Here is a 26,324-nt window from a genome sequence, read left to right as displayed (position 1 = left end):
AACTCTGTTTTACCCAGACAAGGAAGCCAAGCATGGCCGAAACCCACTTCAAAATTGTCTTCGAAGGGAAGCTGCGCACTGGCGTCGACATCGAGACCGCCAAACTGAATATGGCTGGCCTGTTCAAACGTGAACTATCAGCTGTCGAAAGACTGTTCAACGGCCAGCCCGTTGCGCTCAAGCGCGGGTTGTCGCAAGAGCAAGCCCTGCACTACCTGAGCGTATTGAATGATGCTGGCGTCGAAGCCCGGATCGAAGCGGATCCCGCTATCAGTTTGAGTCTGGAAGAGATCGACGAGCCCAAACCGTATAGAGCGCCTGAAGCACCATCGCACGGAGCATCGCCTTATGCTCCACCACGGGCTCAGGTGGGGGCCGCATGGCCAGCGTTTGGCGAACTTAAAGTGTTCACCGTTCAAGGCCGGATAGGTCGTTTACGCTATCTGGCCTGGACGCTGGTGCTCATGGTCGCCATCCTTGCCGTTACCGGCCTGTGCGCAGCGGTCCTGACCCGCTCACTGGTGGGCGGTGGATTGCTCATTGCCATCGCAGGGATCGGCTTTTTTATCGTCAGTGTGCAGATCGGCGTGCAGCGGCTGCACGATGTCGGCTGGTCCGGCTGGCTGTTGCTGATCAATCTCGTGCCGTTCGTAGGCAGCCTGTTTCCGATCCTGATGATGGTCATCCCGGGCAATACCGGCGCCAACCAGTACGGAGCCCCGCAACCTCCAAACACCAAGGCGGTAAAAGTCCTGGCCTCTTTGTGGCTCGCGATTATCGCCATCCTGATGATCGGCGCTTTCGTCGGAGGCATCTCCACGTTCGAAAGTGAGGTGCAAACCACCGCCAGCGAGTATGAAAATATCCTGCCTTACGACGATGATAACGACAGCGATACCGCGCAACCCGCCGACAGCCAGCGTCTGTAGACTATAAAGATGAATAACGCGCCCGCTTGAGCCCGACGCACACTGCCGTGGCTCGCGGTCGCTGCCTGGAGAATGTGCATGACCCGTTACGCTCTGATCACTGGTGCCTCCAGCGGCATCGGCCTGGCCATGGCCGAAGCCTTGGCGCGCCGTGGTCGCAGCCTGATTCTGGTGGCCCGTCAACGGGACCTGCTGGAAAGCATTGCCATTGAGTTGAACCAGCGTTTTGGTGTCGAGGTCCTGTTTCGAGGCTGCGACCTGGGGGAGCCGCTACGTCTTTCCGGCTTCTTGCTGGAACTTGAAGAAGGCGAACGACAGATTGATTTGCTGGTGAACTGCGCAGGCATCGGTACCTGCGGACCGTTTCTGGCCCAGGATTGGGGCCAGGAACAAGACTTGATCGAACTGAACATACTGGCGCTCACCCGCCTGTGTCATGCCCTCGGCAATACCATGGCGGTCCAGGGTGGCGGGCAGATACTCAATGTTGCCTCGGTAGCGGCCTTCAAGCCTGGTCCATGGATGAGCAGCTATCACGCCAGCAAGGCCTATGTGCTGCACTTTTCCGAAGGGCTGCGTGAGGAACTGAAAAAAACCGGTGTAAAAATTTCAGTCCTTTGCCCTGGCCCGACCCGCACCGAGTTTTTCCGTAATGCACATTTGGAAGTCGGCAAGCTGGAACACAGTAAAAGGATGATGAGCCCAGAGGAAGTCGCGCTTCATACAGTGCGAGCACTGGCGAAAAATCGCGCAGTGATCATTCCCGGCTGGCGCAATAAGCTGTTGGCGTTTACCCCGCGTCTAGGTCCGCGCTGGCTGACCCGGAAAATATCCGGCGCGATCAACAAGACGTACTGCCCGCGCTAAAGAACTGGGCGTGGCCCCCGCCCCTCAGTACACTCAAGCACTTATCAAAACGGAGAAATGGTTGTGGAGACTCTGTTCACCAAGATCATCAACAGAGAGATACCGGCAAAAATCATCTACGAAGATGATCAGGTGCTGGCCTTTCACGATATTGCCCCGCAAGCGCCGGTGCATTTTCTGGTCATTCCGAAAAAAGCGATCCGCACGCTTAACGACGTGACCGAAGATGACAAAGGGCTGCTCGGTCATGTCCTGTTCACTGCGCAACGTCTGGCCAAAGAACTGGGCTGCGACGACGGCTTCCGGGTGGTCATGAACTGCAATGAGCTAGGCGGACAGACCGTCTATCACATTCACATGCACGTACTGGGTCAGCGTCAGATGCATTGGCCGCCGGGCTGATTCAACGTTTCAACGACTTACACCCGCTGAGATTGCCTGTGCAAACCCGGCGGGCTGATCCATCTCAAGCCGCGCCCGACTGATTCGGGTAAACTGGCCGCCGTGGATTTATCCGGAGGTGCCCATGGCTACCGAACGTCACTACTCCCCTGTTGACCGTCTTTTATTGCAGGCCGATGCTGCGATGCGCACGCTGCTGCCTTTCAGCGTGCAACCGTATCGACCATCACCCGCCATTGTTCAGTCCGAAACCAAGATGAGCGACGTCGATACCCGGCACGTTGCGGGCCTGATGCGCATCAACCATACCGGCGAGGTCTGCGCGCAAGCGCTGTATCAGGGCCAGGCGCTGACCGCCAAGTTACCAAAAGTGCGGGCAGCTATGGAACACGCTGCCGAAGAAGAGATTGACCATCTGGTCTGGTGCGAACAGCGCATCCGCCAATTGGGTAGCCACACCAGTGTGCTCAACCCACTGTTCTACGGTATTTCCTTCGGGATCGGTGCCGCTGCTGGCATGATAAGTGATCGGGTCAGCCTCGGCTTCGTGGCCGCGACCGAAGATCAGGTTTGCAAGCACCTGAACGATCATTTGCAGCAGCTGCCCGCCGAAGACGAAAAGTCCCGAGCCATTCTCGAGCAGATGCGTATCGATGAAGAACGCCACGCCGAAAGCGCGCTGGATGCTGGCGGGTTTCGTTTTCCGGCACCGATCAAATTCGGCATGAGTCTGCTGGCCAAGGTCATGACCAAAAGCACGTATCGGATATAAATGCCGCGCCATGACGGCAGAAACAAGAAAGGCGCCTCGATGGGCGCCTTTCTTCTTTGTACTGACGAATCCGGTAAATCTTAAACGTTGACGTTGCGTCCGTAGAAGATTTCCAGCATTTCGTGCTTCACGCGCTCGGTGACCTGATCACGCTGTTCGGTCGACAAGTTGCTGGTCGCATCACCGAACAGGTAGTCATCCAGTTCGAAGTTCTTGAGCAGCATCTTGGTGTGGAACAGGTTCTCCTGGTAAACGTTCACGTCAGTCATCTGGTAACCAGCGCGCGTGTCTACAGAGAGGTAATTCTGGATCGAGTTTATCTCGTGATCGATGAAGTGTTTTTTACCTTCGACGTCACGGGTGAAACCACGCACGCGATAGTCGACGGTGACGATGTCGGAATCGAACTGGTGGATCAGGTAGTTGAGCGCCTTAAGCGGTGAAATCACCCCACAGGTTGACACATCGATGTCCACACGGAATGTCGCGATGCCATCGACCGGGTGAATTTCCGGGTAGGTGTGCACCGTGATGTGGCTCTTGTCGAGATGCGCCAGGATGGTCTCTGGCAGCGGTCCCGGGGACTCTTCGATCTGGCTGTCGGTAGGCGTCACCGGCTGCTCGGAGATCAGAATGGTCACACTAGCACCTTGCGGGTCATAATCCTGACGAGCGATGTTCAGGATGTTGGCGCCAATGATATCGACAACCTCGGTGAGAATCTGCGTCAGGCGTTCGGCGTCGTACTCATGATTGATGTACTCGACGTAAGCTTGCTGGTCCTGCGGAGTTTCCGCATAGCAGATGTCATAGATGTTGAAGCTCAAGGTCTTTGTCAGGTTATTGAACCCGTGGAGCTTGAGTTTGCTTTTCACCGTTAAGAACTCTCTATATATGTGCGGCCCGGGCCGCGTGATCAAGCATGCCCGTCAGATGAGGCCGGCTCATCTGCGTAGGACGGTTAACACCTCTTCGCGGTGGCGATTTTGGTTGTCCGTTCGGGGGCGACTATAGTCTTGGTAAGCGGGTCACACCCTGAAAAAGTGGCGCATTATGCCGACGTCAGCGCCTGTCGGCTAGCGGGTATCGTCAAGTGTGCGCCGCTTTTGTGAAAGTTGAGTGTCGTTTCAGCCCAGTTCGATGATTTCATAGTCATGGGTAATTTCCACACCGGCATTACCGAGCATGATAGAGGCCGAACAATACTTCTCGGCAGACAGCTCGATGGCGCGTTTGACCTGAGCCTCTTTCAAGCCTCGGCCCTTGACCACGAAGTGTAGATGGATCTTGGTGAATACCTTCGGATCTTCGCTCGCACGTTCGGCTTCCAGAAACGCCTCACAGCTTTCTACTGGCTGACGGGACTTCTTCAGGATACTGACCACGTCGAAGTTACTGCAACCGCCCAAGCCGAGCAGGAGCATTTCCATAGGACGCACGCCCAGATTGCGACCGCCGCTTTCCGGCGGGCCGTCCATTACCACCACATGACCGCTACCGGATTCACCGAGGAACATGGCTTCGCCAGCCCATTGGATGCGTGCCTTCATCGCCAAGACTCCACTGCTAAAAAAGGGTCGCCAGCTTAGCACAGGGCCACACTGTCACTGGATGCCCGGTTAAATGCCAAATCAAATTAAGTCCGTAGGAAATTTCCCAAAAAACAGCAAACTCTCCTGATAAGCTGCGACAAATCACCCGCACGGCCGATACCTATAAGGATGCCGTGTGGCGCAGTACTTTTTCGGGATACATGCATGGTTGCTATAACCCTTACACCCAAAATAAAAAACCTCGACAACCTTCTCGGCCATTGCCAGAAGCGCCGTTACTTAGCCAAACACACCATCATTTGCGCAGGTGATCGCTCTGAGTCGCTGTTCTTCATCATCAAAGGTTCTGTCACCATCCTGATCGAGAACGACGAGGGTCGGGAGATGATTGTCGCGTACCTGAATGCCGGTGATTTTTTTGGTGAGCTGGGCCTGTTTGACCGGATCGGGCACGAGGTAGAGCGTAGCGCCTGGGTTCGCACCAAAACCGAGTGCGAAGTGGCTGAGATCAGTTACAGCAAATTCCGTGAAGTCACACAGCAAGAACCGGATATCCTCTACGCCATCGGTAGCCAGATGGCTGACCGGTTGCGCAATACCACGCGAAAAGTCGGCGACCTGGCGTTTCTCGACGTCACCGGAAGGGTTGCACGCAGCCTGCTTGATCTGTGTAAGCAACCCGATGCCATGACCCACCCCGACGGGATGCAGATCAAGATTACCCGCCAGGAAATCGGGCGCATTGTCGGATGTTCAAGGGAAATGGTCGGCCGCGTACTCAAGGCACTGCAAGAGCAGAACCTAGTGCATGTCAAAGGCAAAACCATGGTGGTGTTTGGTACGCGCTAAGCGAGCCGGGCAGCTCAAAATCCTGCAAGGATCTTTTGATAGCGCTCGGCTAGCCGGTCCAGCACATCAGCAGCCGGGAAGGCTTCATGCAGGGCAATGTGGCTGTGGGCGCGGACTTGTTGATCCTGCTCGCAGATCTGGTTGAAGCGGTTGACCGCAGCGACCATTTGCTCGCGCTCGTTATCCAGCAGCAGCGCGCCGTGGGCCAATACGACGGGGCGTTGCCCGCCCTGACTCTGCCGCCAACGCTGAGCCGTACCGACCATTTTCCGGCCGTCCAGGTTGACGTTGAAACGCCCGTCACAGAAGGCGCCCTCAACTTCCCCGAGCGAAGCAGCGCCGCCCAGTTCGATCAGCACATCACAGATCGGCTGACACAGACGGTTATAGGCATTTTCGATCCGGTCGCGGTCATTGTCACCGCGCGGCTGAGCGTAAACCAATGCGATGTTCACCACGGCCGGTGATTGCGGGACCGGTTCGCCGCCGCTTTCACGCAGCAGTATTGGCCACCCGCTGACCGCCAATGCTTCGGTAGCCTGTTCAAAACCTGCGAGACGGCTCATCCGTCGCGGCATCACCAAGGCCCGGTCAAGCGGTCGCCATAACAGCAAACCGTACTCAAACTCGCCGGCACACACAGCGGCGAGCAAATCCTGCTCGGCCTGCAGGCCTGCCTCGACGGAGATATCGATGACTTTGTCTAACATGCTGGTTTCTCTGTAGGCGCTGCGTCAGGGCTATCCGCTTAATTACTGATCAATGGCCCACGCTCAGGGAAGAACAAACGCTGCAGTTCAGCCCCTGGGTGTTGCTTGCGCATGAACGCTTCACCCACCAGAAATGAGTAGACCCCGCTGACTTCCATCAGCTCGACATCCGCGCGATTAAAAATGCCGCTTTCGGTGATGACCAAGCGATCACTCGGAATCTGCGGCAGCAGGTCCAGCGTCGTTTCCAGGTTGACGTCAAAGGTGTGCAGGTTACGGTTGTTGATGCCCACCAACGGCGTATCCAGTGTTTTGAGGGCGCGTTCCAACTCAGCGGCATCATGCACTTCGACCAGTACATCGAGGCCCACGCTTTTGGCGACGGCAGCCAGCTCGGCCATCTTCGAATCGCCCAGCGCGGAAACGATCAGCAACACGCAGTCGGCGCCTAATGCGCGGGCTTCGACGATCTGATACGGATCGATCATGAAATCTTTACGAATCACCGGCAGACTGCAGGCGGCACGCGCCTGTTGCAGGTAAGCATCGGCACCTTGAAAGAAATCAATGTCGGTCAGAACAGACAGACAGGTTGCCCCACCCGCTTGATAACTTTTGGCGATGTCAGCAGGGACAAAGTTTTCCCGGATCACGCCTTTGCTCGGCGATGCTTTTTTGATTTCGGCGATGACCGCAGGGTGCTTGCTCTTGGCCTGCTTGATCAATGCCTTGGCAAAACCGCGTGGCGCGTCGGCCAGTGCCGCTTGGCGCTCGAGCTCGGCAAGACTCACTATGGCACTGCGGGCAGCGACCTCCTCAACCTTGCGGGCGAGAATTTTTTCCAGAACCGTCGGCACACTCATCCTTCATTCTCCTGCTTGAATACCGCGGTAAAGGCACCCAACTCTTCCAGTTTTTCCCGGGCAAGGCCGGTGTGCAGCGCATCGTGGGCCAGTGCAACGCCCTCTTTCAACGTATACGCATGATCAGCAGCATAGAGCGCTGCGCCCGCATTGAGCACGATCATTTCGGCCGCTTTCTGCCCGTTTTCGGTCTTGCGTCGCCCCAAGGCATCGCGGATCAACTCCAGCGAGGCAGCAGGGCTTTCCACGGCCAGGCCGATCAGGCTCTGGCTTTTTATCCCCACATCTTCCGGCTGTACCCAGTATTCAGTCACTTCGCCATTTTTCAGCTCGGCCACGAAGGTCGGTGCCGCGAGGCTGAACTCGTCCAGACCATCCTGGGAGTGCACCACCAATACGTGCTTGCTTCCGAGACGAAGCAAGACTTCGGCCAACGGCCGGCACAGCGCCTGACTGAACACCCCTACCACCTGATGGCGGACGCCAGCCGGATTCGTAAGCGGGCCAAGCATATTAAACAGGGTGCGCAATCCAAGGTCGCGACGCGGACCAGCGGCGTATTTCATTGCGCCGTGGTGGGACTGGGCAAACATGAAGCCGATGCCCACGCTTTCGATACAGCGGGCCACCTGCACAGGCGTCAGGTTCAAATAGATACCCGCCGCCTCAAGCAGATCGGCGCTGCCACTTTTGCCGGACACCGCCCGATTACCGTGCTTGGCAACCGTGCAACCAGCCGCCGCGACCACAAAGGACGATGCGGTGGAAACGTTAAAAATATTTGCGCCATCGCCGCCCGTGCCAACCACGTCGACCACGCCGTCGAGGGACTTGAGTTCGACTTTGCTGGCCAACTCACGCATGACCGAAACAGCACCGACGATTTCATCAATGCTTTCGCTTTTCATGCGCATGGCCATCATGAAGGCGCCTATCTGCGCTTCTGTACACTGACCTGTCATGATTTCACGCATGACGTCGCGCATTTCCTCGGTGCTCAAATCAAGCTGGTTGACGATGCGAGCCAGCGCGCCTTTGATATCCATAGCCATAACCTTGAAAGCCCCTTAACCCTGACGGCTGCCGCCAGTTTGCTTGAGGAAGTTGGCGAACAGCTCATGTCCCTGCTCGGTAAGAATCGACTCAGGGTGAAATTGCACCCCCTCGATATTTAGCGTTTTGTGCCGCAGGCCCATGATTTCATCGACCGAACCGTCTTCAAGCTCAGTCCAGGCGGTCAACTCCAGGCAATCGGGCAGGGTTTCGAGCTTGACGACCAGAGAATGATAACGGGTGACCGTCAACGGATGATTCAAGCCTTCGAATACGCCAAGGTCTTCATGAATCACCGGACTGGTCTTGCCATGCATCACTTGCCGCGCCCGCACTACATCGCCCCCAAAGGCCTGACCAATAGACTGATGGCCCAAGCACACGCCCAGAATCGGCAACTTACCGGCGAAGTGCTTGATCACCTCCAGCGATACGCCTGCTTCAGTCGGGGTGCATGGGCCAGGGGAAATCACGATGCGCTCGGGGTTCAGGGCTTCGATCTCGGCAATGCTCAGCTCGTCGTTGCGGATCACTTTGACCTCGGCACCCAACTCACCCAAATATTGCACGACGTTATAAGTAAAGGAGTCGTAGTTATCAATCATCAGCAACATGTGTTTAACCTCTTGAAATTACTGACTTTTAAAGCCGCCCCAGGGTATTGCTCGCTTGTCGGACGCACACTGTCTGGTCACTGGGATTCATCCAGCTCAGGCACTCTGACAAGTCAATCGAAGGGCATATCGGTACAGGTCCGGCTGGCCGGAAGGGAGAATAGTCAGGCGCGCCAACGCCAACGGCCGAAAGCCTTGATAACGCGCACAAAAAGTTTGCTGAGGATTAACACTTGGGGAGGTCTCATGTGTACGTTTGGGCACAGTAGCCTACCCACGCACACGGTGCAATATCGAGCCCTCCCCACGCTGCCATCTCATACGCTGAACGTGTTACTGGCTGCCTTCGACATCTTCCAGACTGAACGTTTCAGTGTTGTCATTGTAGGAGAATATTTCTGCGTATCGCCCCCAACTGATCACACTCTCCAGTGCTTCCTCCACAAAGGACCCACTGAGCGAATCTTCCAGTTCCTGCTCGAAGCGTACACGTGGCGCCCAGTGCCCGTGCCGTTCCTGCAATACCTGGCGGATACGTGCGGCCAGTGGCACATGTTTGACAAGATGCTCGGCAAACATGGTTTTACGCTCTTGGGTGCCGTACTCGGCGAATAACTTGCCAGCCTCTGTGAGCGTAATTTCAGCGCCCTTGAGTTCAGCAAACCCCAGATGTTCCAGCATCTCTGCCACCGGGAACAAATCGTCGACTTCCAGCAATAGCCGTTCTGAAACATTCGGCAAACCGGCATGCCCATGATAGGGCTCGGCCGCCAACGCTTCGATCAGGCCAGCCATAAGGTTGGTGGAGACATCTGGCAGCGGACTGCCCATTTGCAGTTCGGCCTTGCCGGTGCTGGCATCCGCACTGCGTCGGTTGGTCATCAACGCATAAATATCATCAACCATCTTGCGAAAGGTTGGGTCCAGCCGATTGCGCGGGTGAGCGAACGGCACTTTGATTTCCGCCACAACCCGCCCAGGATTTGACGACAAGACCAGGACGCGGTCGCACATCAATACCGCTTCTTCGATGTTGTGAGTCACGATCAAGATGGACTTTATCGGCAGTTGCTTCCCGCTCCACAGATCCAGCAAATCGCTTCGCAGTGTTTCTGCCGTCAATACATCCAAGGCAGAGAAAGGCTCGTCCATCAATAACAAGGTTGGGTTGACCACCAGACCTCGGGCAAAGCCCACGCGTTGACGCATCCCGCCAGACAACTCGCGCGGATAAGCGTTTTCGAACCCATCAAGACCGATCAGATCGATTGCATCCAGCGCGCGCTTACGCGCCGCTTTGGGCTCGACCTGCAAGGCTTGAAGACCTGCCTCTACGTTTTCAAGTACGGTCAGCCATGGAAACAGCGCAAAGGTTTGAAAGACCATGGCCACACCTTCGGCGGGGCCTGTCAACAAGGAGCCGTTGTATCGAACCTCGCCAGACGAGGGTTGTATCAGGCCGGCGATGATGCGCAGCAACGTCGACTTGCCAGACCCGGAGCGGCCCAGCATGCCCACAATTTCACCTTCGCGTAGCGTCAGATCGACACCACTGAGAACCTGTAACTCATCCTTGCCCTTGCCAAAAGCCCGGCTCACATCATTGAGCGAGTAAATTTCGGGGGCGGCGCTAGCCTGCTCGGTATAGGTATTCATAACATCGACTCCTGTTAATTCAGGCGGAGTTTGTTTTCGGCAATGGCGTACATCGGCCGCCATACCAAGCGATTGAAAGCCACGACAAAGAGCGACATCACCACCACGCCAAGCGTGATTTTCGGAAAGTCACCGGCAGCAGTGGTCTGGGCAATGTAGGCGCCCAATCCATGTGCCACCACCTTGTCTTGTCCCCATGAAACGAATTCGGAAACGATACTGGCATTCCACGCCCCGCCCGAAGCAGTGATCGCCCCGGTTACGTAATACGGGAAAATGCCGGGCAGCATTACCTTGCGCCACCATAACCAGCCGCGGATGCGAAAGTTGGCCGCAGCCTCCTTGAAGTCATTTGGGAAGGCACTGGCGCCCGCAATCACGTTGAACAGGATGTACCACTGCGTACCCAGCACAATCAGCGGACTCAGCCAGATATCGGGGTCTAACTGATAGCGCAAAATGACGATGACAAACACTGGAAACAATAAGTTTGCAGGGAAAGCAGCCAGGAACTGGGCTAACGGCTGGATTTTCTCCGCGAGGCGCGGACGTAAACCAATCATCACGCCAAGTGGCACCCAGATGGCTGATGCGACGGCAATGAGCAGAATGACCCGCAACAGGGTAATCAGACCCAACCCGAGCACATGCCCGACCTCTGCAAGTGTCACCTCGCTGCTAACGTAACCCGCGATCCGGTACAGGATGTACAGCGTGAGCACCGCAATCACGCCCCCCCACACCCAATCGATAACCCGTGAAATAGCGGGATCCGAGGGCGTCGCCACGGCTTTCGATCGCGGCAAGCTCAGGCGCATGTGGCCAATGCGGGTCATGGCCCGGGAAAAAGGCCGCAACAGGCGTTGAATAACCCGGGTCCGCTGAATCAGGTTCAGCACCCAGGATTCAGGCGCGCCAGCTTGGGAGGCGGTGTCTTCCATGCGGAATTTATCGGCCCATGCCACCAGTGGCCGAAACAGGAACTGATCATAGAGAAGGATAACCGCAATCATCGCCAGGATGACGTAGCCCACGGCATGCAGGTCGCGTTGTTCGATGGCAACCGCCAGATAGGAGCCTACGCCTGGCAGCGTGATGGTCTTGTCGCCCACGGTGATGGCTTCCGAGGCAACCACAAAAAACCAGCCCCCGGACATGCTCATCATCATGTTCCAGACCAGCCCCGGCATAGCAAACGGAACGTCCAGCTTCCAGAATTTTTGCCAACCGGAAAGCTGTAGATTGCTGGACACCTCCACCAAGTCACTAGGCAGCATGCGCAGTGACTGATAGAAGCTGAACGTCATGTTCCAGGCCTGGCTGGTGAAGATGGCAAAAATGGCAGCGCATTCAGCGCCCAGTACACGGCCTGGAAACAGCAACAGGAAAAACGTTACCGTAAACGAGATGTAGCCCAGAACAGGCACCGATTGCAGGATATCCAGCACCGGCACCAACAACTTCTCTGCCCGCCGACTTTTGGCAGCCAACGTACCGTAAACCAGCGTAAATATCAGGGACGCAACCATCGCTGCAAGCATGCGCAATGTGGTGCGTACCGCATATTCGGGCAGATTACCCGGATCAAGCGAAATAGCCTCGCTCTGCAAGGTTGAAATCGGCGCCCAAGTCTGTTGCGCGCCAATCGAAAAAAACAGCAAGAAGCCGATAACCAACGGCATGGCTACCAGATCCCAACGATTGGGAAGCAGCCGCTTTGCGGTTGCCGGGATGTAATGACGGAATACCTTATTCATGTTCACTGATTCCAGCAGCTATCTGAGCATGGTCCCTGACCACAAGGTCAGTGTCTTCCAGAGCGCAGCGCCCGAAACTGCGCAACAGGCAGTCACAGCACACTCTAATGAGGGGGAACAAAACAACTGAGAGAGGCCACGCAAGCGAACGCTACACGGTAGATGCAGGGAAGGTGGCCGAATTACTCAGTGATTCAGACCGCTGAATAATCCCGTGCACCCATTACATTCCGTTTGGCGTCCCACGGCGTGACCCACCGAGAATGGGCAGGATCCATGGCTGGAGTCTCCTTGGGCGGGTTTGAGATTGGCATTCGGGTGGAATAGCGAAATGGCAGCCTAGGGGTGACGCCATCAAGACAAGACTTTTCCGCGGCGGATTATACGCATCAAAATGTTACAATTGCGCACAGCCAACGTAACTTTTGATGCGTTAACAGCCCTGCTCTCCGCAGAGTTTTTTGTTGAGGCATAACCCTACAGTGATTATCTGGGTTCCCGCCGCCGCGCCATCCATACAAAGCTGACGAGGCATGACAGTCTACCCGAGCGAACCGTGCGTTATCACGCGTGCAAAGCACCATTGCCAGCTTACGAAGCGAGATTGCTCACGAGCACGAAGACGGTGTGTTTGACACACCGCCCTCACCTCAGGAAAGCGGTTCTTGCTCAGCCAGCGCCACCGCACGGAACATGGCGCGGCGCTTGTTCAGGGTCTCTTCCCATTCCAGCGCGGGCACAGAGTCAGCGACGATACCGCCACCGGCCTGCACGTGCAGCTCACCGTTCTTGATCACTGCGGTACGGATCGCAATCGCGGTGTCCATGTTGCCGTTCCAGGCCAGGTACCCCACTGCGCCACCATAGACACCACGCTTGACCGGTTCCAGCTCGTCAATAATTTCCATGGCGCGGATTTTCGGCGCGCCAGACAAAGTGCCCGCCGGCAGAATCGCACGCAGGGCATCCATCGCCGTCAGGCCGCTTTTCAACTGGCCAGTGACGTTGGAAACAATGTGCATCACGTTAGAGTAACGCTCGATGACCATTTTTTCCGTGAGTTTGACCGAGCCGATTTCAGACACGCGACCGGTGTCGTTGCGCCCCAGATCGATCAACATCAAGTGCTCGGCGACCTCTTTGTGATCGGAAAGCAGGTCTTTTTCCAGCGCCAGATCTTCTTCTTCGTTTGCGCCGCGCGGACGGGTACCGGCAATCGGGCGCACGGTGATCAGGTTGTCTTCGACCCGCACCAATACTTCCGGCGAACTGCCCACGACATGGAAGTCGCCAAAGTTGAAGAAATACATATAAGGCGTCGGGTTGAAACAACGCAGCGCACGGTACAAGTCGATGGGGGCGGCCTTGAAGTCGATCGACATGCGTTGCGACGGAACGACCTGCATCACGTCACCGGCAAGGATGTACTCCTTGATGGTGTCCACTGCGCGCTCGTAATCGTCTTGAGTGAAACTGGAGCGGAATATCGGATCAGGCGCCTGCGGCCGGGTCAGATCAAGACCGCGACGTGGGGTAATCGGCTGACGAAGTTTTCCCATCAGCTCGTCCAGACGCGCCAGGCCACTTTCGTAGGCGCCGGCTTCAGCCGGGTCGACCAGCACGATCGCGTGCATCTTGCCGGCGAGGTTGTCGAACACCACCACCGCATCCGACACCATCAGCAGGATATCCGGCACGCCCAGCGGGTCCGGGTTCGGACATTTACCCAGGCGCTTCTCGACATAACGCACGCAGTCGTAACCGAAGTAACCCACCAGCCCGCCGTTGAAACGCGGTAACCCGGCAATGGTCGGCACGTTGTAGCGCGCCTTGAATTCTTCGACGAACGCCAACGGGTCTTCCGACTCCAGGCGCTCGATCTCGACGCCGTCCCGGGTCACGCTGATCTGCTGTTCGTGAACACGCATCACGGTGCGGCATGGCAGGCCAATGATCGAGTAGCGGCCCCATTTCTCGCCGCCCTGCACCGACTCCAGCAAATAAGAGTTCGGCTGGTCGGCCAGTTTCAGGTAGATCGACAGCGGTGTGTCGAAGTCGGCAAGGGTTTGGTAGGCAAGCGGGATACGGTTGTAACCGGCAGCAGCCAAACGCAGAAATTCTTCGCGGGTCATGATCAGCCTCGTGGCTTGAGGGTAAAACGGTCAGGTATGCAAACGCGCCGGTGGACCGGCCAGAGTCAAGTCAGGCGCGCCAACGCCAGCGGGCCAGGGCCTTGATGACTTTCATCCAGAGCTTGCGGGTGACCACCACGATGGAATCTCTTTGAGGGGGGGATTTGACGTCGGCCAACGTTAGCGCAGCGGCAGAATCTAAGCAACCGGGGAGCAGCATACGCAGGTCATCAATAACCAGCGACGGCGATTCCTCGGCAATCGGCCGGCCATGGTTGTAGCCATAGCTGAGCGCCACACTGGCAACGCCTGCCGCTTTTGCTGCCAGCACATCGTTGCGCGAGTCACCGACAAATAGCGACTGGGATGCCGGAACACCAGCCATTTTCATCACAAAAAACAGCGCAGCCGGATCAGGCTTCTGTTGCGGCAACGTATCGCCGCCGATGATCCAGCGGAAAAACCGTCCCAGCTTCAGCTCATCCAGCAGCGGCGCGACGAAGCGCTCCGGTTTGTTGGTGATAAGGGCCATTTCAACGCCCTGTTTCTGCATCCACTTCAAGGTTTCGCGCACCCCGGGGTACACCTGCGTCAGCGCGTGACTGCCCGCGTATACCTCCATGAAAATCGCCAGGGCCTCTTCGGTCAACGCCTCATCAACGGCGCTGTGATCGATGTCGCTGGCCAAGGCGCGACGCACCAATACGCGCACCCCGTTGCCGACCCAGAGCCGTACAGCCTCGACACCCGCGGGCGGGCGCCCCAGTTTGAGCAGCATTTTATCCACGGCCGCTCCAAGGTCCGGCACCGAATCGATCAATGTGCCATCCAGATCGAACATCACCAGCTTGGGCAAGCGGCCCGGGAACAGCTGCTCAAACCCGCTCATGGGCGAGCCAACGCCAGTTCGGCACGCATTTTCTGGATGACCTCTTGGTAGTCCGGCGCGTTGAAGATAGCGGAGCCCGCGACAAAGGTGTCGGCACCGGCGGCAGCGATCTCACGAATGTTGTTCACATTGACCCCGCCGTCGATCTCCAGACGAATGTCATAGCCGGAGGCTTCTATCAGCGCCCGCGCTTCACGCAGTTTGTTCAGAGTGCCGGGAATGAACTTCTGCCCGCCAAAACCGGGGTTCACGCTCATCAGCAAGATCATGTCGACCTTGTCCATCACATACTCAAGCACGTTCAGCGGCGTGGCCGGGTTGAACACCAGACCGGCCTTGCAGCCGCCTTCACGGATCAACTGCAGTGAGCGGTCGACGTGCTGCGTGGCTTCAGGGTGGAAGGTGATGTACGTGGCGCCAGCGTCGATGAAGTCGCCGATCATGCGGTCAACCGGGCTGACCATCAAATGAACATCGATGGGCGCGGTGATCCCGTACTTGCGCAATGCCGTGCAGACCATCGGGCCGATGGTCAGGTTAGGTACGTAGTGATTGTCCATGACATCGAAGTGAACAATGTCCGCGCCAGCGGCAAGAACATTGTCGACTTCCTGGCCCAGGCGGGCGAAGTCGGCGGAAAGAATTGAAGGAGCAATAACGAAGGGCTGCATGACGCACCTTTGAGCAGAATCTCGGTGGCGCGCATTGTACCTTAGTCGGGCCGGGTGCAACTCTCCACAGATCCGAGCCAGACCCCGATCCCGCGGAACCGGGGTCAGCCTCGGATATTTCCTGCCAGATCGATCAAGCCACTTGAGTTCGCAACTTCTCGCTACGTCCGCGCAACCATTCCAGTACCAGCAACAGCACCACCGAGAACGCGATCAGCATAGTGGCCGCAGCGGCGATGGTCGGGCTGAGGTTTTCGCGAATACCGCTGAACATCTGCCGGGGCAGCGTGGCCTGTTGCGGGCCAGCGAGGAACAAGGTCACGACCACTTCATCGAACGAGGTGGCGAACGCAAACAACGCACCCGATACCACACCTGGCGCGATCAGCGGCAAGGTCACCCGGCGGAACGCAGTCAGTGGGGATGCCCCGAGGCTGGCGGCAGCACGAACCAGATTGTGGTTGAAGCCCTGCAAGGTCGCCGACACCGTGATGATCACGAAGGGCACACCCAACACCGCATGCACCAGAATCAGCGATATGTAACTGTTGCCCAACCCCAGCGGGGCGAAGAACAGGTAGCTGGCGACACCGACAATGACCACCGGAACGACCATTGGCGAAATCACCAGGGCCATGACCAACGCCTTGCCCGGGAAGTTGCCACGCGTCAGGCCAATCGCTGCCAGCGTACCGAAGCCCATTGCCAATACCGTGGCCGCAGGCGCAACGATCATGCTGTTCTTCAGCGAGCGCATCCATTCAGCTGAGGAGAAGAAGTCCTGGTACCAGTGCATGGAAAACCCTTGCAGCGGGTAGACCAGAAAGCTCCCTGAGTTGAACGACAGCGGAATGATCACCAGCACCGGCAGGACCAGAAACAAAAGCACCAGCCCGCAGAGAATACGCAGGGCGTAGTACCAGACCCGCTCGATAGGAGACGTGTAAGGGCTCAGCATGTTGATTCTCCTCAGCTCAGGCGCATGCGGCTGGCGCCGACTAGCCAGTTATAAATCAGGTAAAGCACGATGGTTGCCATCAACAGCAAACCGCCCAAAGCCGTGGCCATGCCCCAGTTGATACTGGTGTTGGTGTAGAAGGCGACGAAGTAGCTGACCATCTGATCGTTCGGGCTGCCGAGCAACGCTGGCGTGATGTAGTAGCCAATCGACAAAATGAACACCAACAGACAACCTGCACCGACACCCGCATAGGTCTGGGGGAAATACACGCGCCAGAAGCTGGCGAATGGATGGCAGCCCAGGGAAATCGCCGCCCGCATGTACGTCGGGGAAATCCCCTTCATCACGCTGTAAATCGGCAGGATCATGAACGGCAGCATGATGTGCACCATCGAGATGTAAACGCCGACCCGGTTGAACACCAGCTCCAGCGGTTTATCAATGATGCCCATCGCCATCAAGGCACTGTTGATCAAGCCACTCGATTGGAGCAATACAATCCACGCGGCAACCCGCACCAGAATCGAGGTCCAGAATGGCAGCAGCACCATAATCATCAGCAGGTTGCTTTGCCGGGAAGGCAGATTCGCCAGCAGGTACGCCAACGGGTAAGCCAGTACCAGGCAGATCGCGGTGATGACCAGACCCATCCAGAACGTGCGGGCGAAAATATCCACGTAAATTGCTTGATCAGGGGTCGCGGGCGCCACTTCACCGAGGTCATCGATGCGGTGGTCGACTGCGGCCAGCAAGTAATAAGGAGTAACGCTACTGGTGTTACGGCGGATCGCTTGCCAATAGGCAGGATCGCCCCAGCGCTCATCGACAGCTTCGAGCGCTTCTTTATAAGAAGTCGGTTCAGTCTTGAACGGCAATGCGCGGGCGGTTTTCGTCAGCAGGCTGCGATAACCGGCCAGTTCCATATTCAGGCGCTTGGACAAATCGCCAAGGGTCTGATTCTTGCGGGTTTCAGCCAGGTCCACGCTCAGTGCCTGGTAAGCAGCCTCGGACGGAAGACTCTTGCCGTCCCATTGGGCCACCGCTGCAACCGTACGCGGTAAGGCGCCGACCACTTCAGGGTTACCGACGCTCTTGTAGAGCAGCGCAATAATCGGCACCAGAAATACCAGCAGCAAAAACAGCACCAGAGGAGCGATCAATGCCTGAGCCTTCCAGCGATTGACCCGTTCAGCACGAGCCAGACGCTGTTTCAGGGTGGGGCTGGCGCCTTCTGTAAGGGGCACTGTGATGGCCATAGCGAACTCCGAAAATCTTTGAACGATGGATGCGCCCCTCCTCCCTATCTACAGCAGAAGAGGGAGCGCACCTGGATCTAACTCAACGTAAAACGGTTACTTGGCCGCCCACGCGTTGAAGCGCTGCTCCAGTTGCTCGCCGTTGTCAGCCCAGAAGCTCACGTCGATCTGCACCTGGTCCTTGATGTTTTCCGGGGTGGTCGGCATATCTTTCAGGATGCCTTTGTCCAACAGCGGTACGGCTTGGGTGTTAGCTGGGCCGTAAGCGATGTTTTCCGAGTAGGTCTTCTGCTGTTCTGGCTTGACCGAGAAGGCGATGAATTTCTTCGCTGCTTCGGCGTTTTTCGAGCCTTTTGGGATGGCCCATGCGTCGAAGTCGTAGATGCCGCCGTTCCAGACTACTTTCAGGTTGCTTTCTTTTTGCACAGCGGCAATACGGCCGTTGTAGGCGGAGCTCATCACGACGTCACCGGAGGCCAGGAACTGTGGCGGTTGTGCGCCCGCTTCCCACCACTGAATGCTCGGCTTGAGTTCGTCGAGCTTTTTGAATGCACGGTCTTGACCGCCTTTACCCGCCAGCACTTTGTAAACATCTTTAGGGGCTACGCCGTCAGCCATCAAGGCGAATTCCAAGGTGTACTTGGCGCCTTTACGCAGACCACGCTTGCCCGGGAATTTTTTCACGTCCCAGAAATCAGCCCAGCTGGTTGGGGCGGTTTTCAGTTTGTCGGCGTTGTAGGCCAGCACGGTGGACCACACGAAGAAGCCAACGCCGCAGGTCTGGATAGCGCCTTTGACATAGTCTTCCGACTTGCCAAGCATCGCAGGATCGATCTCTTCGAACATCCCTTCATCGCAACCACGGGACAGCTCGGGCGATTCGACTTCTACCAGGTCCCAAGAGACGCTCTTGGTGTCGACCATGGTTTTGACTTTGGCCATTTCGCCGTTGTACTCACCCGCAACCACCTTACCGTTGCCAGCTTTTTCCCACGGTGCGTAGAACGCTTTTTCCTGAGCTGCCTTGTTGACGCCGCCGAAGGATATAACGGTCAGATCTGCCGCCGCCATGGCGTTTGCCGCGCACATCATGCCGAGCGTAATAGCGGTGAACTTCAAAGATTTAAGCATTTATTGTTCTCTCCACAGTGCAGTGTTGGGTATGCGTGGGGCGATTGATTCGCCTCTGACTGTTAATTAATGCGCTTCCAGCAAGGGATCGAGCGCGCGAACGTGTTCGACCTGCCATCCAATTGGCACAACGTCGCCCACCGTCAACCCCGGATCCAGCTCGGCGATTGGCTGTTTGACGAAGAAGTCTGTTTTTCCTGCAACTTCCAGACGCACACGAACGTGGTCACCCAGATAAATGAATTCAGCGACGCGGCCAGAGAAACGGTTCACACAGCTTTCACTGTGGCCGTTCACACGAACGCGCTCAGGGCGAATCGACAAGGTCACCGGGTCACCGATCTTGCCAACATTGACTGCCAGCGCCTCGACCTTCTCGCCACGGGCCAATGCCACGACACACCGATCACCTGTGCGGCTGACCAGGTTGCCGTTAAGACGGTTGTTTTCGCCGATGAAGTTGGCGACAAACGTGTTTTTCGGTTCTTCGTAGAGCGTGCGCGGAGGCGCAATCTGCTGAATCTCGCCCTGATGGAATACCGCCACCCGGTCAGACATGGTCAGGGCTTCACCCTGGTCATGGGTCACGTACACCACGGTAACGCCGAGGCGTTCGTGCAGGTGCTTGATTTCCATCTGCATGTGCTCACGCAGTTGTTTGTCCAGCGCACCCAAGGGTTCATCCATCAACACCAGCTGTGGTTCGAACACCAGCGCCCGGGCCAAGGCCACACGCTGTTGTTGACCGCCAGAAAGCTGCGCCGGGTAACGATGGGCGAAGGTGTCGAGCTGAACCATGCTCAGCACACGCTTGACCCGCTCGCTGACGTCGGTCTTGTTCAAGCCGCGGACTGTCAGCGGAAACGCCAGGTTTTCCGAGACGGTCATGTGCGGGAACAAGGCGTAGTTCTGGAACACCATGCCGATGTCACGCTTGTGCGGCGGCACGTTGTTGATCGCCCGGCCAGCCAACAGGATTTCGCCAGCGGTTGGCGTTTCGAAACCGGCCAGCATCATCAAGCTGGTGGTCTTGCCAGAACCGGAAGGCCCCAGCAGGGTGAGGAACTCGCCTTTGCGAATTTCCAGGTTGAGGTTTTTGACGATCAGTGCTTCGCCGTCGTAGCTCTTTTGCACACCACGGAAGCTGACCAGAACTTCACTCGCCCCAGCACTTGAATCGACGTCGCTCATTACCCACACCTTTGTTTTGTCTGCCGTGGATTAATCCTAGATCAGACCATTGGCCGCGCAAATCGGGGGGCAAGAGAGATTGCTGTAGGGATTGCCCTACAGTGATGGCGCGATTAGGTATGAGGTGTCGTAACTGGGTCGCGTCGACACCTTTCACGACACGTCAGGGCCTGCAAAATATGAGATTTAACCGTGTCGCTTTCAGACATGCGCCTGATTAGAGCAACTTGTGCTCCATTGCATATTTCACCAGATCGGCCAGCGAAGTGACGTGGAGCTTCTGCATCAGTCGCGCTTTGTGTGTGCTGATGGTTTTGCTGCTCAAGGCCAGTTGCTGGGCAATGTCGTTGACGTTCGCCCCCTGTGCCAGGCGCTCGAACACTGAAAACTCGCGCTCGGACAGTAGCGAGTGAAGCGGACGGTTATCGGTCAGGCCGACTTCAAACACCATGCGATCCGCCAGATCCGGGTCAATGTAACGCCCACCGGCAGCCACCCGCCGAATCGCCGTCAGCAACAACGCCGGATCACTGTCCTTGGTGGCATAGCCGGCAGCGCCGATCTTCAATGCACGGGCGGCCATCTGCGCCTCGTCGTGCATGGACAACACCAGAATCGCCGGCGGGTTGTTCAGGGCACGAATTCGCGGGATCGCTTCCAGGCCATTCACGCCCGGCATGGAAATATCCAGGAGCACCACTTCGCACTCGACATGACGCAAGGTTTCCAGCAGTTGCTCACCGTTGCTGGCCTCGCCCACCACCGCCAGATCCTTCGCCAGCCCGATCAGCTGCTTGATGCCTTCACGGACAATGGTGTGGTCTTCTGCTACCAATACACGAATCACGTTTCACGCTCCTGCCCAGCAGCTTTCAATAATTAATCGGCAAGTGGAATGTACACACGCAAGGTTGTGCCTTCACCGGACTCACTGTCCAGCAGCAATCTGCCACCCAGCATCAACACCCGTTCGCGCATGCCCACCAGACCGAACGAGGTTGGCCTGCCCTGCTCGGGCACAAAACCGCAACCGTCGTCGGCGATGGTCATGCACAGCATGCCGTCATCCAGCGTCAGACTCAGCTCGACGGTATGCGCCTGGGCGTGACGCATCACGTTGGTCAATGCTTCCTGAAGAATCCGAAACAAGCCGATGGCCTTGGCATCGCTGAGCATGGGCAGGTTATCGGGGACCTCTACCAGACACGGAATCTGGGTGCGCGCTTCAAAACGCCGGGCCTGCCATTCGATGGCCGACGCAATGCCGGCATCCAGAATCGGCGGACGCAGCGCCGTGGCGACATCGCGCACCAGTTGAAAGAGCTGCGAGATCAGGCGTTTCATGCTGTTCAGCCGCTCGTGCAGGCCCGGATCAAGGTCGGCGTAAGCCAGCTCACACATCGACGTTTCCAGCTTGAGTACGGTCAGCATCTGCCCCAGTTCGTCATGCACCTCGCGGGCGATGCGGGCTTTCTCTTCTTCACGCACACTTTCCAGGTGCGCTGACAGTTCGCGCAGTTGTTCACGGGAACCGGCCAGCTCCAGTTCTATACGCTTGCTTTCACTGATGTCCCAGACGATCCCGTCCCAGACCACACGATCATCCTCCAGACGCCGGGCGATGGCCTTGATCTCCGCCCAGCGTTCCTCACCATTGCGGGTCAGGATGCGTCCCTGCCATGACCAGTCGCTGTTGCCGTCCAGAGAGCGATCCTGAATGACGTGATAGCCCGCGCGATCATCCGGGTGCACCAGATTGCGCAGTCCCATTTCTTTATGACGCAAGGTTGCGGGCGAATAGCCGACCAGGCTTTCACTGCCTTCACTGATATAGGCGAACTCCGGCGCATCGCCTGCGTTCGCCCGCTCCAGACGGAACACCAGACCCGGCACGTTGGCCGCGATCCCTTGCAGGCGCGCTTCACTTTCTTGCAACGCGGCCAATGCCCTACGCCGATCAGTCACGTCGGTTAGGTAAACCACAAGGTATTCAGCATCGCGAAAGCGCAGAAAACTCAAGGACACATCGGTGGGCAACATACTGCCATTCGCGCAGACACAGTTTGTCTCGAAACTTTGTGGGCTGTCCTCCGCGGAACGGGCGCGCCGCCACAGATTCAACCAGCGGTCCATGTGCAGGCTTGGTTCGAAGTCGATCAGTGGCCGATCCACCACCCCGCCCACGCCATACCCCAGCATGGCCTCGGCGGCGCGGTTGGCATAGCGCACATGACTGTCCCAATTGACCCAGAGAATGCCAACCGTGCTTTGATCGATAGAGAACTGCGTCAGCCGCAACGCCGCCTCACTGGCTTGGCGCAAAGCAATGTCTTCACGCGCAGCCAACAGGCTGTGTTCCAGCTCCTGTTGCTGACGGCGCTGCCAGATCACAATCGCAAAACAGGCCAGTCCCATCACCGCAAACAACAGACTGAGGTTTTGCCAGAAACCCGGTGACTCAGTCAGCCGTGGGTATTTGGGCTGCAACCAACGTGCGTGCAACTGCTCAAGGTCTCTGGCGGGGATCGCGTGCAGCGCGGCACTGACGATGTCGGCCAGCTCTGGCAAGTTTTTTCGCGACGCCACGCGTAACAGCTGCGGCAAGCCGATGTCGCCCACCACCGCCAAATCGGCAAAATCCGGTTCGATGGACAAACGGCTGAGCTGCGCCTCGTCAATCACTGCGTATTTGGCCTGCTGACTCAACAATAACTGCAACGCCTGGCGCTCCAGAGGCACCCCTTGCAGATTGAGGTGCGTGTAAGTCCCGCGCAAATAATCGGCGACTGCACTGGGCATGCGCACGGCAACGCGGACACTGCTGTCAAGTTTCTCCAGATCGACTGCTCCCGCCCCTTGGCGCTCGCCGACCACCAGATTCGGCACGCGCATGTAAGGGTCGGAAAACAACCATAGACGCAAACCAGCAGGCGTTTGTGTCAGCCCCGGCGCCAGATCGACAGCCCCCTCGCCCACGGCCTTCTCCAGCGCGGCCTGATCCGGAAAATTGCGCCAGAGCAGTTCGACCTGCAGGGTATTGGCCAGCGAATTCATCAGGTCGACATTGGCCCCCGACAATTGCTGCAGGCGCCGATCAAACTGTGCATAGGGCGCCTGCAGAACCAGACCCACCCTTAACGGGCCGTGCTGATCAAGCCAGGCGCGCTGCTCCACGCTCAACGTCGCGGCAGAGGATGCTGGCGCTGGCTCGGCCGACGCCACGAACGGCACGCCCACCAAAGGCAGAGCAATCAAGGCCCCCCATGCACAAGCGAGAACCCAACATCGCAGTGATCGAATCATGAGCGTTTCATTCCGTGGCTTCCTGAATTGTGTCCCGCATTGCATTACTACCCTGAGCACGCCTGACAAATGCTGATCAACCCATTAGGCTGCGAGGATTGTTTCTGGCTTGGAATATCCGATGTCCTACACCTTTAGCGCAACGTTTCCCGCCTTATGCCTGTCGCTGATACTACCTTGTGCCTTGCCGGTAATGGCCGCTGATCCAGCGTCGGACAAACCGGCAGCCGAAGCCGTACCTGCAGAACGCCAACTGTTGCTGGACCGCAGCCAGGAGGACACCCTCGCCCTCCAACGCCAACTGCCGCAACAGGAACAACAAGAGTTGCAGGCCGACAGCGGTAGCTTCCTCGCCCTGTGGAAACCCGCCAACGTCGCTCAACCCAAGGGCGCAGTGATCATCATCCCGGGGGCTGGCGAATCGGCGGACGGGCCACAGGCGGTAGGGCCCCTGCGGCGCAAATTTCCCGATGCTGGCTGGGACAGCTTGAGCCTGACCCTGCCAGATACGGCCAACGGCGGCAGCTTGCCACGCATCGAAGAAACCGTGGCTGTCGTAGATCAAACTGCAGCGGACAAGGACGCCAAAACCGGCGAGTCCTCAAAAAAAGCCGACCCCGCGAGCACTGCCGAAGCCGACGCAGCTGACAAAGTGGCGCGCGCAGCTGCCGCTGAAGAGCACGCCAAGGCTGAGGCCGAGCGCATTTTCGCCCGCATTGAAAGCGCCATCGCCTACGCGCAACAGCAAAAAGCCCGCAGCATTGTATTAGTCGGGCATGGCAGCGGCGCCTATTGGGCCGCCCGCTACTTGAGCGAGCGACCGTCGCCAAACATCCAGAAACTGGTCATGGTATCGGCGCAAGAGCCATCCAACACCAAGCCGTCCCTGGATGAACTGGCGACAACGCTGAACGTAAAAACGGCGGACTTAGTCTACAAGGACTTGCCGCAATACCGCCAGGCGGCACTGCAACGCCTGCAAGCGAGCAAACGCACGAAAAACAAAGGCTACACGCAGGTCGCGCTGACGGCATTGCCGGGCAACAACACCGCCGAACAGGAGCAACTGTTCCGGCGCATTCGTGGCTGGCTGGAGGCCAAGTAATGTAAGAACCCCCGCCACGCCTTTCGAGGCTGGGCTGTCGCGCAGCAAACCGGGGGCGCGTCTGACATGCAGGACCGTCATGCGGCGCTGAGTCTAGCTATTTTGCGACTGCTGCGCAGTCGATTCGCAGACAAGTCAGCGCCTACAGGGTCAACTGTGGGAGTGAATTCATTCACGAAAGCGATCCACCTGACACCTCTGATCAGCGAAAATCCCGCCGCTCGCGAATCAGCATATAGGCTTGATGCAGATCACGGGTTTTCTCGGTGGCTTCGCGCACCTGCAAAAGGCTGGCCCCTGTACCCGCCACTTTATCCGGGTGGTGGCGGCTGAGCAGACGTCGATAAGCGCGCTTGATCTGCGCCGGCTCTGCGTCCGCTGCCACGCCCAGCAACTGCAGCGCCTCTTGATAGTCATCACCGCTACGGGTTAATGGCTTTTTGTGCGGATCGTACTCGCCGGCCAATGCCTGAACGCTTGGCGCTGCCCAGCCCAACCACTTGCCCCACAGCACAATCAGCTCAGTTTCGACCCGTGACACCTTGCCGTCGGCCCAGGCCATGCGCCAGCACGCTCGCAGCAATCCTTCGGCGGCATGCGGCTGGGTCTTCATGCGGCCCAGGTGCCCACGCAAGCGGTCGCGCCCTTCCTTGCCGCGATTGAAGGCCAGAATCGCTCGACGCTGCGCCGGCTCACTCAGGCCCAATCGACGCATTTCCACGCGAGCCTGCTGAATATGCCCATCAACCACTCGCCCATCACTCTTGGCCAAACGACCGAGCAGAATGAACAGCAACTCATCGTCACGCGGGACCTTGCGCCCACCCAGGCGCTGACGCAGATGTGCCCAGCTGTGCAACTCCAGACGCCGATCAAGCGCCTGTCCGAGCAACGCCCCCAGCAGCGCGCCCGGAATGCTGGCGATAGCAAAACCGGCGCCAGCGCCAATCAACGTGCCTGGCCACAGCATTTAGCGACTCACCGCAAGCAACTGCTCGACTTCAGCCAAGCGCTCATGGGTACCGACATCGACCCAGCGCCCCGTGAAATGCTCGCCCGTGACCTGCCCTTGCGCCATGGCTTCGCGCAACAACGGCGCCAGCTTGAAGGCCCCGGCCACGCAACCGTCGAACAGGCGTGGATGGAGGATGGCCACGCCACTGTAGGTCAGCCGCGGTGCGGTTTGGCTGGCAACCTCATGGCTATCCAGGACATGCCCATCCACCAGCGCAAAATCGCCTGCAGGGTGATGCACAGGGTTATCGACCAGCACCAGATGCGCCAGCCCGGGGATAGGTCGATGCAAACGGGTGAAATCGTAATCCGTCCAGATATCGCCGTTCACCACCAAAAACGACTCGTCGCCCAGCAGCGGCAGGGCACGGAATATCCCGCCACCGGTTTCCAGCGGCTCGCCTTCGGCGGAATAACGGATGCTCAAACCCAAGCGCTGCCCGTCACCGAGATAATCCACGATCTGCTGACCCAGCCAGGCATGGTTGATCACCACCTCTGTGAATCCCGCTGCGAGCAGCGCCCGCAGGTGATATTCGATCAGGGGCACATCGCCCGCACGCACCAGAGGCTTCGGCGTGTGCAAGGTCAAAGGCCGCATGCGCTCGCCTTTGCCTGCGGCGAGAATCATCGCTTTCATGCGCTC

25 protein-coding genes are annotated in these 26,324 nt (G+C 57.7%); 6 read left to right on the top strand and 19 right to left on the bottom strand.

Features of this window, described 5'->3' with window-relative positions; genetic code table 11:
• Positions 1–32 precede the first annotated feature (32 nt).
• From ACVBEG_RS26670 to coq7, 4 genes are all read left to right on the top strand, one after another.
• The gene (locus tag ACVBEG_RS26670; protein ID WP_322182418.1) at positions 33–929 is read left to right on the top strand and encodes a DUF805 domain-containing protein; all 897 of its coding nucleotides are present in this window, start codon (positions 33–35) and stop codon (positions 927–929) included.
• A gap of 78 nt (positions 930–1,007) precedes the next feature.
• Positions 1,008–1,796 carry an SDR family NAD(P)-dependent oxidoreductase gene (locus tag ACVBEG_RS26665; RefSeq protein WP_322182420.1) on the top strand — a complete coding sequence of 263 codons (789 nt, stop codon included), beginning with the start codon at positions 1,008–1,010 and terminating at the stop codon, positions 1,794–1,796.
• Between the two features lie 63 nt (positions 1,797–1,859).
• Positions 1,860–2,198, top strand: coding sequence for a histidine triad nucleotide-binding protein (locus tag ACVBEG_RS26660; RefSeq protein ID WP_219064341.1), 339 nt, complete (start codon positions 1,860–1,862; stop codon positions 2,196–2,198).
• Positions 2,199–2,322: 124 nt separating this feature from the next.
• Complete coding sequence (gene coq7, locus ACVBEG_RS26655) at positions 2,323–2,970, top strand: 2-polyprenyl-3-methyl-6-methoxy-1,4-benzoquinone monooxygenase (protein ID WP_447108438.1); 648 nt, start codon at positions 2,323–2,325, stop codon at positions 2,968–2,970.
• Positions 2,971–3,050: 80 nt separating this feature from the next.
• On the opposite strand, the gene speD is transcribed toward coq7, so the two are convergent.
• Together speD and ACVBEG_RS26645 are read right to left on the bottom strand one after the other, a co-directional pair.
• Entirely contained in the window at positions 3,051–3,845 is a 795-nt protein-coding gene (speD, locus tag ACVBEG_RS26650; protein WP_219064343.1) for an adenosylmethionine decarboxylase, read from the bottom strand.
• Between the two features lie 252 nt (positions 3,846–4,097).
• Positions 4,098–4,520: an OsmC family protein gene (locus ACVBEG_RS26645; RefSeq protein ID WP_219064344.1), complete on the bottom strand. Its 423-nt coding sequence runs from the start codon at positions 4,518–4,520 to the stop codon at positions 4,098–4,100.
• A 207-nt stretch (positions 4,521–4,727) separates the two neighbouring features.
• Here ACVBEG_RS26645 and crp point away from each other — a divergent pair, with 207 nt between their 5' ends.
• Positions 4,728–5,372: a cAMP-activated global transcriptional regulator CRP gene (gene crp / locus ACVBEG_RS26640; RefSeq protein ID WP_322182429.1), complete on the top strand. Its 645-nt coding sequence runs from the start codon at positions 4,728–4,730 to the stop codon at positions 5,370–5,372.
• A 14-nt stretch (positions 5,373–5,386) separates the two neighbouring features.
• On the opposite strand, the gene ACVBEG_RS26635 is transcribed toward crp, so the two are convergent.
• The 15 genes from ACVBEG_RS26635 to ACVBEG_RS26565 form a co-directional block, all read right to left on the bottom strand.
• Entirely contained in the window at positions 5,387–6,082 is a 696-nt protein-coding gene (locus tag ACVBEG_RS26635) for a lipoyl protein ligase domain-containing protein (RefSeq protein WP_447108437.1), read from the bottom strand.
• A 38-nt stretch (positions 6,083–6,120) separates the two neighbouring features.
• A complete protein-coding gene (gene trpC, locus ACVBEG_RS26630) occupies positions 6,121–6,945 on the bottom strand; it encodes an indole-3-glycerol phosphate synthase TrpC (RefSeq protein ID WP_447108436.1) in 825 nt (274 codons plus the stop codon).
• Positions 6,942–7,991, bottom strand: a complete 1,050-nt coding sequence (gene trpD, locus ACVBEG_RS26625) for an anthranilate phosphoribosyltransferase (protein ID WP_447108435.1) — start codon at positions 7,989–7,991, stop codon at positions 6,942–6,944. Before trpD ends, trpC begins: the two co-directional genes overlap by 4 nt.
• 21 nt (positions 7,992–8,012) lie before the next feature.
• Complete coding sequence (locus ACVBEG_RS26620; RefSeq protein WP_322182437.1) at positions 8,013–8,612, bottom strand: aminodeoxychorismate/anthranilate synthase component II; 600 nt, start codon at positions 8,610–8,612, stop codon at positions 8,013–8,015.
• 333 nt (positions 8,613–8,945) lie between these two features.
• Positions 8,946–10,268 (bottom strand): ABC transporter ATP-binding protein, encoded by a 1,323-nt coding sequence (locus ACVBEG_RS26615; protein WP_447108434.1) that lies wholly within the window; start codon positions 10,266–10,268, stop codon positions 8,946–8,948.
• A gap of 14 nt (positions 10,269–10,282) precedes the next feature.
• Positions 10,283–12,025 carry an ABC transporter permease gene (locus ACVBEG_RS26610; RefSeq protein ID WP_447108433.1) on the bottom strand — a complete coding sequence of 581 codons (1,743 nt, stop codon included), beginning with the start codon at positions 12,023–12,025 and terminating at the stop codon, positions 10,283–10,285.
• A gap of 650 nt (positions 12,026–12,675) precedes the next feature.
• Positions 12,676–14,157, bottom strand: a complete 1,482-nt coding sequence (gene trpE, locus ACVBEG_RS26605; protein WP_447108432.1) for an anthranilate synthase component I — start codon at positions 14,155–14,157, stop codon at positions 12,676–12,678.
• Positions 14,158–14,227: 70 nt separating this feature from the next.
• Positions 14,228–15,046, bottom strand: coding sequence for a phosphoglycolate phosphatase (locus ACVBEG_RS26600; RefSeq protein WP_322182446.1), 819 nt, complete (start codon positions 15,044–15,046; stop codon positions 14,228–14,230).
• Positions 15,043–15,717, bottom strand: a complete 675-nt coding sequence (rpe, locus tag ACVBEG_RS26595; protein ID WP_322182448.1) for a ribulose-phosphate 3-epimerase — start codon at positions 15,715–15,717, stop codon at positions 15,043–15,045. Before rpe ends, ACVBEG_RS26600 begins: the two co-directional genes overlap by 4 nt.
• A 133-nt stretch (positions 15,718–15,850) precedes the next feature.
• Positions 15,851–16,675, bottom strand: coding sequence for an ABC transporter permease (locus ACVBEG_RS26590; protein ID WP_322182450.1), 825 nt, complete (start codon positions 16,673–16,675; stop codon positions 15,851–15,853).
• Positions 16,676–16,686: 11 nt separating this feature from the next.
• The gene (locus tag ACVBEG_RS26585) at positions 16,687–17,934 is read right to left on the bottom strand and encodes an ABC transporter permease (RefSeq protein WP_322182452.1); all 1,248 of its coding nucleotides are present in this window, start codon (positions 17,932–17,934) and stop codon (positions 16,687–16,689) included.
• A gap of 96 nt (positions 17,935–18,030) precedes the next feature.
• Entirely contained in the window at positions 18,031–19,065 is a 1,035-nt protein-coding gene (locus ACVBEG_RS26580) for an ABC transporter substrate-binding protein (RefSeq protein ID WP_322182454.1), read from the bottom strand.
• A 66-nt stretch (positions 19,066–19,131) separates the two neighbouring features.
• Positions 19,132–20,256 carry an ABC transporter ATP-binding protein gene (locus ACVBEG_RS26575; protein WP_322182456.1) on the bottom strand — a complete coding sequence of 375 codons (1,125 nt, stop codon included), beginning with the start codon at positions 20,254–20,256 and terminating at the stop codon, positions 19,132–19,134.
• A gap of 217 nt (positions 20,257–20,473) precedes the next feature.
• Positions 20,474–21,103 (bottom strand): response regulator, encoded by a 630-nt coding sequence (locus ACVBEG_RS26570; protein ID WP_219064357.1) that lies wholly within the window; start codon positions 21,101–21,103, stop codon positions 20,474–20,476.
• Between the two features lie 32 nt (positions 21,104–21,135).
• Positions 21,136–23,559, bottom strand: a complete 2,424-nt coding sequence (locus tag ACVBEG_RS26565; protein WP_330200947.1) for a PAS domain-containing sensor histidine kinase — start codon at positions 23,557–23,559, stop codon at positions 21,136–21,138.
• Between the two features lie 121 nt (positions 23,560–23,680).
• On the opposite strand from ACVBEG_RS26565, the gene ACVBEG_RS26560 reads away from it, so the two are divergent.
• On the top strand, positions 23,681–24,664 hold the full coding sequence (locus ACVBEG_RS26560) for an alpha/beta hydrolase family protein (RefSeq protein WP_447108431.1): 984 nt from the start codon (positions 23,681–23,683) through the stop codon (positions 24,662–24,664).
• 202 nt (positions 24,665–24,866) lie between these two features.
• On the opposite strand, the gene ACVBEG_RS26555 is transcribed toward ACVBEG_RS26560, so the two are convergent.
• Both ACVBEG_RS26555 and murU read right to left on the bottom strand, forming a co-directional pair.
• On the bottom strand, positions 24,867–25,634 hold the full coding sequence (locus ACVBEG_RS26555; protein ID WP_322218269.1) for a DnaJ domain-containing protein: 768 nt from the start codon (positions 25,632–25,634) through the stop codon (positions 24,867–24,869).
• Positions 25,635–26,318 carry an N-acetylmuramate alpha-1-phosphate uridylyltransferase MurU gene (gene murU / locus ACVBEG_RS26550; RefSeq protein ID WP_447108430.1) on the bottom strand — a complete coding sequence of 228 codons (684 nt, stop codon included), beginning with the start codon at positions 26,316–26,318 and terminating at the stop codon, positions 25,635–25,637. It abuts the gene before it with no gap.
• Positions 26,319–26,324 lie beyond the last annotated feature (6 nt).

The sequence above is a fragment of the Pseudomonas sp. GG8 genome (assembly GCF_052976945.1).
The sequence above is the reverse complement of the archived record's forward strand: the minus strand, read 5'-3'. Positions and strand labels throughout refer to the sequence as shown.